An 8,614-nucleotide genomic window follows, 5' to 3' on the forward strand; every position below is an offset into this window, starting at 1 on the left:
AGGATCCCATGTTCGTGCCACGAATGGAGGCGACCCGTGCCCGAGGCACCGATCGACGAACCCGTCGCGACCCCGGCAGCCGCCGGCCGGGCGACGGTTGGTGCCGCGGCGTGGCCGCCTGCCGATCTCGTCGCCGCCGCCGTGGATGCCCTGCGTAACCCCGGTCTGGTCGTCATCGCCGGCGCGCCCGGCACGGGCCGTTCGACGGTCCTGAAGCGCCTCGGTGAGGCGTTCCGCGGGGCCGTGTTCGCCGGCGGCGCCCTGGCGATGCTGCGCGGCGTGCCGGCCCTCGCCCTGTCGCGGGCGGTGCGGGTGCGACTTCCCTCACACGACGCGCCGCTGCTCGCCGAGGCCGTCCGTTCCCGCGTCCGTCACGGCTTGTTGCTCATCGACGACCTGCAGTGGGCGGACCCGCTCACCGTGGCCGCGCTCCCCGCGATCGCCGAACACTGTCGGATAGTCGTCACTCTGCGCACCCCGCACCGCCTCCCCGGCGACGCGGAGGCGGCGCTGCGCCGCACCGCGACCCAGTGGCTGAACATGCCGGCGATGCCGGCCGACACCGCCGCCGCCCTGGTCCGCCAGATCGCCCCGTCGGCGACGTCGACGGTCGTCGCCGACCTGGTCCGCCGGGCCGGCGGCGTGCCGCTGGCGGTGACGACCCTCGCCCGGCACGTCGCGCAGGGCGGCACACCCCGCGACACCGGCACGGATCTCGACAAGGGCCTCGCCTACGCCGTCGCCGGCGCCCTGGCCGACCTGACCCGCCCGGCCCGCACCGCGATGGCCGCGCTGGGCCTGCTCGGCCGCCCGGTCACCGCCTCCGTCCTCGGCGAGGGCCTCGCCGAGCTCACCGGGACCGGCCTGGTCGAGCTCACCGACGGCGTGGCCGCGCCCGTGTCCCCGTACACGGCGGAGGTCGCCGCCGGCCTGCTCGACCCGGCCGAACGCGCCGCCCTGCACCGCCGCCTCGCCGGGCTGGTCCCGCCCCGGGAAGCGGCCCGGCACCTCGCCGCCGCCGGCGCCCCCGCCGAGGCCTACCAGGTCGCCGTGCGCGCCGCCGCGGCCGCCGAGTCGTCCGGCGACCGGGCCGAGCTGCTGCTGCTCGCCTGCGACCTGCCCGGCGTCGACGCCGAAGCGTCGGTGCGGGTCGCCGCGGCCCGCGCCGCCCTCGCCGCCGGCCGGCCCGGCTCGTGCCTGCGGGTCATCGACCCGGACACCACCGACCCGGTCGCCGCCGTCCTGCGCGGCGAGGCGCTGCTGCAGCAGGGCAACCCGGTCGCCGCCGCAGCCGCGGTCGCCGCCGTCCCGGACGACGCCCCGGCCGACGTCCTCGGCGGCCGCGACCGCATCCGGCTGCTGAGCATGCTCACCACCGACCCGGCCGGCGCCGTCGCCCGCGCCGAGGAACTGCTGAAGGTCCACGGCGACGCACCCACCCACCCGGGCCTGCGCGCCGCCGTCGCCGCGGTCCGCGCCGGCACCCGTCAGCCCGGCTGGGAGTACGGCCTGGCCTCGGCCGCGTCCGCCGCCGGGCAGGCCGGCGACGCGCTCGCCGCCCGCTGGTCGGCGTGGCTGCTGGTGGAGACCCTCACCGCCGACGCCCGCCTCGCCGAGGCGTCCCAGGCCGCCGCCGCGGCCGCCGCCGCCTGCGCCGGCGACCTCGCCTACAGCTGGCAGACCCGGTTCATCGCCGCGCAGCTGTGGTGCGACGCGCTGCGCGGCGAGGAGATCGACGAGGTCGTCCGCCGCGCCGGTGACCTCACCGACCGGACCCTGCCGGCGCTCGCCCGCGGCTACGCCGTCGCCGCCGCGTCCCTCGCCGAGGCCGACGGCGGTCTGCTCGCCCCGGCCCGGGCCCGCCTGGAGGCGCTGCCGAACCGCCCGGCCGGCACCGGCCCCGTCCTGGACTGGGTGGCCCGCGAGGCGGCCTGGCTCGACGGCCAGCCCGACCAGGCCACCGCCCCGTCCGCCGACCCGCTGCACTATCCGGCGCCGCCACTCGTCGACGGGCTGCGCCGCATCACCGCCCGGTGGGCCGCCTACGACGCCGGCGTCACCGGCGACGCCCTCCCGGCCGGTGACGCCGCCGGTGACGCCGCCCTCGACGCGGCCCTGCCGCCGGTGGTCGCGACCCTGGAGGCGTGGAAGTCCCCGGACCGCTTCGCCGAGGCCGCCGCCGCCTGGCGCGCCCTCGCCCGCCGCGAGGAGGTCCGCTGCCTGCTCGCCCGGGGCCTGCTCGAGGACACCGCGGAGCGGGCGGTGCCGCCGCTGCTGGAGGCCGAACGCCTCGCCGAGGAGGCCGGCCTGGTCGTACTGTTGGGCCGGGCCCGGCGGGCGCTGCGCCGCCACTCGATCCGGCGCGACATCCGCGGCCGCCGCGCCGGCGACGAGCTCACCGACCGGGAACGTGACGTGCTGCGCCTCGTCGCCAACGGCGAACCGACCCGCCGCATCGCCGGGCAGCTCGGCATCTCCCGCGAGACGGTCGAGACCCACATCCGCTCGGGGATGCGCAAGCTCGGCGCCCGCACCCGCACCGAGGCCGCCGCCCTGGCCATTGAGGAACTTGGATGAGCAACGGTCTGGTCTTGTGCCGGACGGCAACTTCATCGCATGGTGGGCGCATGTTGACGCGGCCCACCCGGACCCGACGGACGGTTGCCTGATGGCCGGCGACCCGGCACTCGCGCCCCGCTACGTCGTCGCCACCGGCGGCGACGCCACCACCGTCCTGCGCCGCCTCGCCCGGGCCGGCTGGACGACCCGGGAAGGCTTCGCCCTCACCGACCAGCAGTGGGACGTCTCCGACGCCCGCCTGGCCCTGTTCGGCCGGGTCACCGACGCCGACACCGCCGAACTCGCCCTCCTCGCCGCCGCCCGCGGCGCCGGCATCGTCGCCATCAGCGACGCCACCGGCGAGATCGGCCGCGCCCTGCTCGCCGACCTGGGCCGCATCGGCCCCGTCTCCACCGACCCCGACGCCGAACTCGGCACCGCCCCCGAACCGGCGGCGAGCGGCCTGCAACTGGCCCCCGAGCAGCGGGCCCTGCTGGAGCGCCTGGCCGGCGGCGAGACGATCGCCGCCGCCGCCGCGGCCGAGTTCCTGTCGCTGCGCACCGCGAACCGCCGCATCGCCGAGGCCCGCGAAGCCCTGGGCGTGCGCACCACCCGCGAGGCCGTCCTCGCATACCTGCGCATGCGCCGCGAGGGCGCCTGACCCCATCATTTGAGGTTTCCAGCACCCCATCCTGCGCGTTTCCCGGAAAACCCTCACCCGTCGGTTCAGCGGTACGGTCGAAGAAATGCGAACCCATCCGGTCGACGCCACCAGCGTGCTGTCCCTGCTGCCGACCCACCCGCGGGTCCTCGCCCTCGGCGAACCCACCCACGGCGAGGACCTCCTGCTCGACGTCCGCAACCACCTGTTCCGCCACCTCATCGACGAGGCCGGCTACCGCACCGTCGCCGTCGAGAGCGACTGCCTGCTCGCCCTGACCGTCGACGACTACGTCACCGGCGGCCCCGGCACCCTCGACGACGCCATGACCAACGGCTTCTCCCACAACTTCGGCACCTCCGCCGCCAACCGCGACCTGGTCCGCTGGATGCGCGAGTCGAACCAGCACCGCGACCCGGCCGACCGGCTCCGCTTCGCCGGCATCGACGGCCCCCTGGAGATCAGCGGCCCCGAAAGCCCCCGCACCGCCCTCACCACCCTCCACACCTACCTCACCGCCCACCTGAACCCCGACCTGCTGCCCTGCACCGCCGACACCCTCGACGCCCTCCTCGGCGCCGACGAGCCGTGGACGAACCCGGCCACCATGTACGACCCGGCCACGTCGATCGGCCGCACCCCACAGGCCCGCGAACTGCGCCTCATCGCCGACGACCTGGCCGCCCTCGTCGACGCCGACACCCCGCACCTGATCGCCGCCACGTCCCGCGACGCGTGGGACCGCGCCCGCCTGCACGCCCGCACCGCCACCGGCCTGCTGCGCTACCACGCCTGGATGGCCGACCCGTCCCCGTCCCGCCTGGACCACCTGGTCCGCATCCGCGACACGATGATGGCCGAGAACCTCCTCGCCCTCGCCGAGCGCGGCCCGACCCTCGTGTACGCCCACAACAGCCACCTGCAACGCGACGCCAGCAGCATGCGGATGGGCGACCACCACCTGCGGTGGTGCAGCGCCGGCGCGCTCACCGCCGCCCGCCTCGGCACCGGCTACGCGTTCCTGGCCACCGCCCTGGGCACGATCCGCCACCACGGCGTCGGCACCCCACCGGCCGACACCGTCGAGGGCCACCTGTACACCCTCGACCGGCAGGACCCGTTCCTCGTCGACCCGCACACGCTGGCCGCCACGTTCACCGGCACCCCACGGGTGTCGGAGTGGTTCGGCTACGCCGGGCTCGACCCCGCCCACCTGCCCAACACCGACGGCATCGTCTACATCCGGGACTGCCCCCAGCCCTAGCCGCCCGCCGGCCGGAGCGGGACGTCCCGGGGGATGTCGAGAACACGGCACCCGCTCCGTCCCGCAGACAGCACCGGCAACCAATGGGAGGAACAGCCATGCAACCCGACGAGATCACCGAGATCCTGAACCGGCCGCTCAGCCGGGAACTGCTGGCCCGCGACCTGACACGGCTGGCCTACGTCGCCAAGGACGGCACACCCCGCACCATCCCGATCGCGTTCACCTGGAACGGCACCCAGATCGTGCTGTGCACGACGAAGAACGCCCCGAAACTCCACGCCCTGCGCGTGCACCCGACCGTCGCCCTCACCATCGACACCGAGGTGCACCCACCCAAGATCCTGCTCCTGCGCGGCCACGCGGAACTCGACGTCGTCGACGGCATCCCGCAGGAGTACCTCACGATGAACGGCACCTACCAGATGACGCCCCAGCAGCGGGTCGAGTGGGAGGCGGAGGTCCGCTCGCTCTACGACGGCATGGTCCGCATCGTCGTCACCCCCACGTGGGCGAAGCTCATCGACTTCGACACGACACTGCCGAGCGCGGTCGAGGAACTCGTCCGCCGGCGCGCCGAGCGCCAGCACGCCTGAACACCGACCCGTCGAGACCAGCATTGTCGAGATCCCGCACCCGGCTGCATCCCAGGGTGAACCCGGCCAGAATGGGCCGTACCGCATCAAGGAGAACACCATGGCCAAGTACCTGCTGCTCAAGCACTACCGCGGCGCGCCGGCGGCGCTCAACGACGTGCCGATGGACCAGTGGACGCCCGAGGAACTCTCGGCCCACATGCAGTACATGCACGACTTCGCCGCGCGGCTCGAAGCCACCGGCGAGTTCGTCGACGGCCAGGCACTGTCACCGGAGGGCACCTTCGTCCGCTCCGACGGCCCGGGCCGCCCACCCGTCACCGACGGCCCGTTCGCGGAGACCAAGGACCTGATCGCCGGGTGGATGGTGATCGACGTCGACAGCTACGCGCGGGCGCTGGAACTGGCGGGCGAACTGTCCGCGGCCCCCGGCGCCGGCGGCAAACCCATCCACGAGTGGCTCGAGGTCCGCCCGTTCATGACCGCACCCCCGACCATCACCGAATGACCACGGTCGACGAGACCCTGCTGCGGACCCTCACCCCCGCAGTGATCGCCGTCCTCGGCCGCCGCGGAGCAGACTTCGCGGCGGCCGAGGACGCCGTACAGGACGCCCTGATCGAAGCGGTACGTGTATGGCCGCACGATCGGCCACGCGACCCCCAGGGCTGGCTGATCACCGTGGCGTGGCGCAAGTTCCTCGACGCCGCCCGCGCCGACACCTCCCGCCGGCAGCGTGAGGAACTCGCCCGCGCCGAACCCCCACCCCCACCCGAACCGGGCACGGCCGTCGACGACACGCTGCAGCTGTACTTCCTGTGCGCCCATCCGTCCCTGACCCCGGCCTCGGCGGTCGCGCTCACCCTCCGCGCGGTCGGCGGGCTGACCACCCGCCAGATCGCCCAGGCCTATCTGGTACCGGAGGCGACCATGGCCCAGCGGATCAGCCGAGCCAAACGGACCGTGTCCGGCATCCGGCTCAACCAGCCCGGCGACCTCACCACGGTCCTGCGGGTGCTCTACCTCGTCTTCAACGAGGGCTACTCCGGCAACGTCGACCTCGCCGCCGAAGCGATCCGGCTCACCCGCCAACTGGCGGTCATGACCAAGCACGAGGAGGCGGCGGGCCTGCTGGCGCTGATGCTGCTGCACCACGCGCGCCGCCCGGCGCGCACCCGCCCCGACTGCAGCCTGGTACCGCTCGCCGAACAGGACCGCGGCCGGTGGGACACCCGCCTGATCGCCGAGGGCGTCGACGTGCTGCAGGCGGCCCTCGCCCGCGACCGGCTGGGCGAGTTCCAGGCACAGGCGGCCATCGCCGCGCTGCACGCCGACTCCCGCACGGCCGAGGAGACCGACTGGGTCCAGATCGTCGAGTGGTACGACGAACTGGTACGCCTGACTGGCAGCCCCGTCGCCCGGCTCAACCGGGCCGTCGCCGTCGGTGAGGCCGACGGCCCGCGGGCCGGTCTGGCGGCCCTGGCCGACCTCGACCCCACCCTGCCCCGCCACCCGGCCGCCGCAGCGTACCTGCACGAACGTGCCGGCGACCCGGTGACCGCGGCACGCCTGTACGCCGACGCCGCCCGGGCAGCGTCGAACCTCCCCGAACGCGACCATCTCACACGCCAGGCCGCCCGACTCAACGCGCAGCTGCGCGGCTGATCGACCACCGCACCGCCCAGGCCGTGATTGCCCGATGGGAAGCGGGTCCTCAGGGGGCGGGGCGCGGGCGGTGGCGGCGCTGGATGCTCAGCGGACGGACCGGGTCGACGTAGCGGGGCAGCCGCGGCTCGTCGGGACGCAACGCCCGCAGCTCGGCCGTGATCGCGTCGATGATCCGGTCGGTGGCCTGCTGCGCCGCACCCGGCACCGCCGGGTCCAGGCCGGACAGGTCGACCGGCGCACCGAAGTGGACCCGCACCACGGGCCGGCGCACCAGCGACCGGCACACCGTGCGCACGGTCGGCCCGAACCCGCCCCACGCCGCGACCTCGTGCGCACCCCACTGCGCGACCGGCACCACCGTCACCCCGGTCCGCAACGCCACGCGGGCCATGCCGGTCTTCCCGCGCTCCGGCCACATCCCCGGGTCGAGCGTGATGCGCCCTTCCGGGTACCCGAGCACGTGCGACCCGACCGCGAGCGCCGCCGCGACGTCGTCGACGGCCGCGGCCACGTCCGCCTGCCGCCGGTTGATCCGGATGTGCCCGGCCGCCCGCATGACCCCGCCGACGACCGGCGCCCGGAACAGCCCACCGGTCGCCATCAGCCGCGGCGCCAGCCGCGCCTTCCCGCACGCGGCGGTGATGGCGATCGGGTCGAACGGCCCGATGTGGTTCGCGGCGAACATCACCGGCCCGGCCCGCAGCCCGGCCGGCACGTCGCCGGTGACCCGCAGCCGCGCCACCGCCCCGACCACGACCCGCGCCAGCAGCAGCATCACCCGCCACACCCACGGCACCCGCCACCCCCCGTCCGCCACGACGGGACCCGAGGCGCCGCGGCGAACCTCCGAGCCCGCCGCCGGGGCAGCAGTGGTGACAGCGGTGGCGACCGGGTCCGCCGACGGCGCGGACTGAGACTGCGGCTCGGTTCGCGGCTCGGTTCGCGGCTGGGCCGGCGCGTCGGCGGGAACCACCGCGGGGTCGGGGGCCGGGCCGGCGCCCGACGTGGGCGCGGTGACGGCAGGCGGCTCCGCTACCGGCCGGGTTGTCGCTATGGCGGGTGTGTCGCCGTCGGTCACGTCCGTCCGTTCCCGCCGTGCCCCGTCGCCTGTGTCGTCGGCGTCGCCGGTGGCCGGCCCTGTGCGGTCCTCAGGCCGGCTCCGGGGGTGGAACCGACCCGGGAACGGTAGCGCCGGGCCGCCACGACGCAGTCACGTCCCCGACCGATACCCCATCCCGCTGCCCATCCCGCTGCTCGGTCCGCTGGCTGGTCCCGCGGTCTCCGGCTCGTTTCCTACGGGCTGGAGACCGCGGGGCGGCAGGCGCCGGGGGAGCGGGCCGGTCACTCACCAACCCGCCCGGCGCGTGCCGTCCCGACGCCGCGCCCCGCACAGTGCAGGCGCCCAGGCGCGGCCGGGAACCCCGAGATCCGCCCGGAAAGCCACGGAAGCCCCGGGGCCTCGGGCTACTCGGTGTCGCGGAGCTCGGCCAGGCGGGCCTCGATCTCGGCGAGCTCGGCCCGCAGCCGCTCCGCCTCCGCCTCGGCCTCGGCGCGGGCCGCGTTGACGATCTCCTCGACGGCCTCGTGGACGCCGGGGACGTCGAGCATCCCGACCATCTTCAGCGCCTCGCCGGCCTTGATCACGTATGGCTTGGCGAGGGCCTTCGTGCCCTGGCTCGCCGCCACCGTCCACTCGCCGTCGGCGTAGGCGAGGGTGACGGTCAGACCGGCCGGGGCCTTCGCCTTCGGGGCGGCCTTCTTCGCCGGGGCCGCCTTCGCCGGCTTCACCTCAGCTTTGCCGTCAGCTTTGCCGTCAGCTTTGCCGTCAGCTTTGCCGTCAGCTTTGCCGTCAGCTTTGCCGTCAGC

7 protein-coding genes and 1 pseudogene are annotated in these 8,614 nt (G+C 75.3%); 6 read left to right on the plus strand and 2 right to left on the minus strand.

The annotated features are described in order from the left end of the window. Positions 1-36: 36 nt before the first annotated feature. The 6 genes from IEZ31_RS22025 to IEZ31_RS22050 all read left to right on the plus strand — a co-directional run bounded on the left by IEZ31_RS22025 (position 37) and on the right by IEZ31_RS22050 (position 6,745). The gene (locus IEZ31_RS22025; protein ID WP_229835728.1) at positions 37-2,577 is read left to right on the plus strand and encodes a LuxR C-terminal-related transcriptional regulator; all 2,541 of its coding nucleotides are present in this window, start codon (positions 37-39) and stop codon (positions 2,575-2,577) included. Between the two features lie 91 nt (positions 2,578-2,668). Then, positions 2,669-3,220, plus strand: a complete 552-nt coding sequence (locus tag IEZ31_RS22030) for a LuxR family transcriptional regulator (protein ID WP_190251819.1) — start codon at positions 2,669-2,671, stop codon at positions 3,218-3,220. Positions 3,221-3,305: 85 nt separating this feature from the next. Continuing rightward, on the plus strand, positions 3,306-4,484 hold the full coding sequence (locus IEZ31_RS22035) for an erythromycin esterase family protein (RefSeq protein WP_190251820.1): 1,179 nt from the start codon (positions 3,306-3,308) through the stop codon (positions 4,482-4,484). 98 nt (positions 4,485-4,582) lie between these two features. Beyond that, positions 4,583-5,080 carry a pyridoxamine 5'-phosphate oxidase family protein gene (locus IEZ31_RS22040; RefSeq protein ID WP_190251821.1) on the plus strand — a complete coding sequence of 166 codons (498 nt, stop codon included), beginning with the start codon at positions 4,583-4,585 and terminating at the stop codon, positions 5,078-5,080. Between the two features lie 100 nt (positions 5,081-5,180). After that, entirely contained in the window at positions 5,181-5,588 is a 408-nt protein-coding gene (locus IEZ31_RS22045; RefSeq protein WP_190251822.1) for a YciI family protein, read from the plus strand. After that, complete coding sequence (locus tag IEZ31_RS22050; protein WP_190251823.1) at positions 5,585-6,745, plus strand: RNA polymerase sigma factor; 1,161 nt, start codon at positions 5,585-5,587, stop codon at positions 6,743-6,745. Before IEZ31_RS22045 ends, IEZ31_RS22050 begins: the two co-directional genes overlap by 4 nt. A gap of 49 nt (positions 6,746-6,794) precedes the next feature. On the opposite strand, the gene IEZ31_RS22055 is transcribed toward IEZ31_RS22050, so the two are convergent. Together IEZ31_RS22055 and IEZ31_RS22060 are read right to left on the minus strand one after the other, a co-directional pair. Further along, a complete protein-coding gene (locus IEZ31_RS22055; RefSeq protein WP_190251926.1) occupies positions 6,795-7,523 on the minus strand; it encodes a lysophospholipid acyltransferase family protein in 729 nt (242 codons plus the stop codon). 689 nt (positions 7,524-8,212) lie between these two features. After that, positions 8,213-8,614: pseudogene (locus tag IEZ31_RS22060) on the minus strand (DUF6319 family protein); the annotation flags it as partial.

This window comes from Dactylosporangium sucinum, assembly GCF_014647515.1.
GTDB classification, from domain to species: Bacteria; Actinomycetota; Actinomycetes; order Mycobacteriales; family Micromonosporaceae; genus Dactylosporangium; species Dactylosporangium sucinum.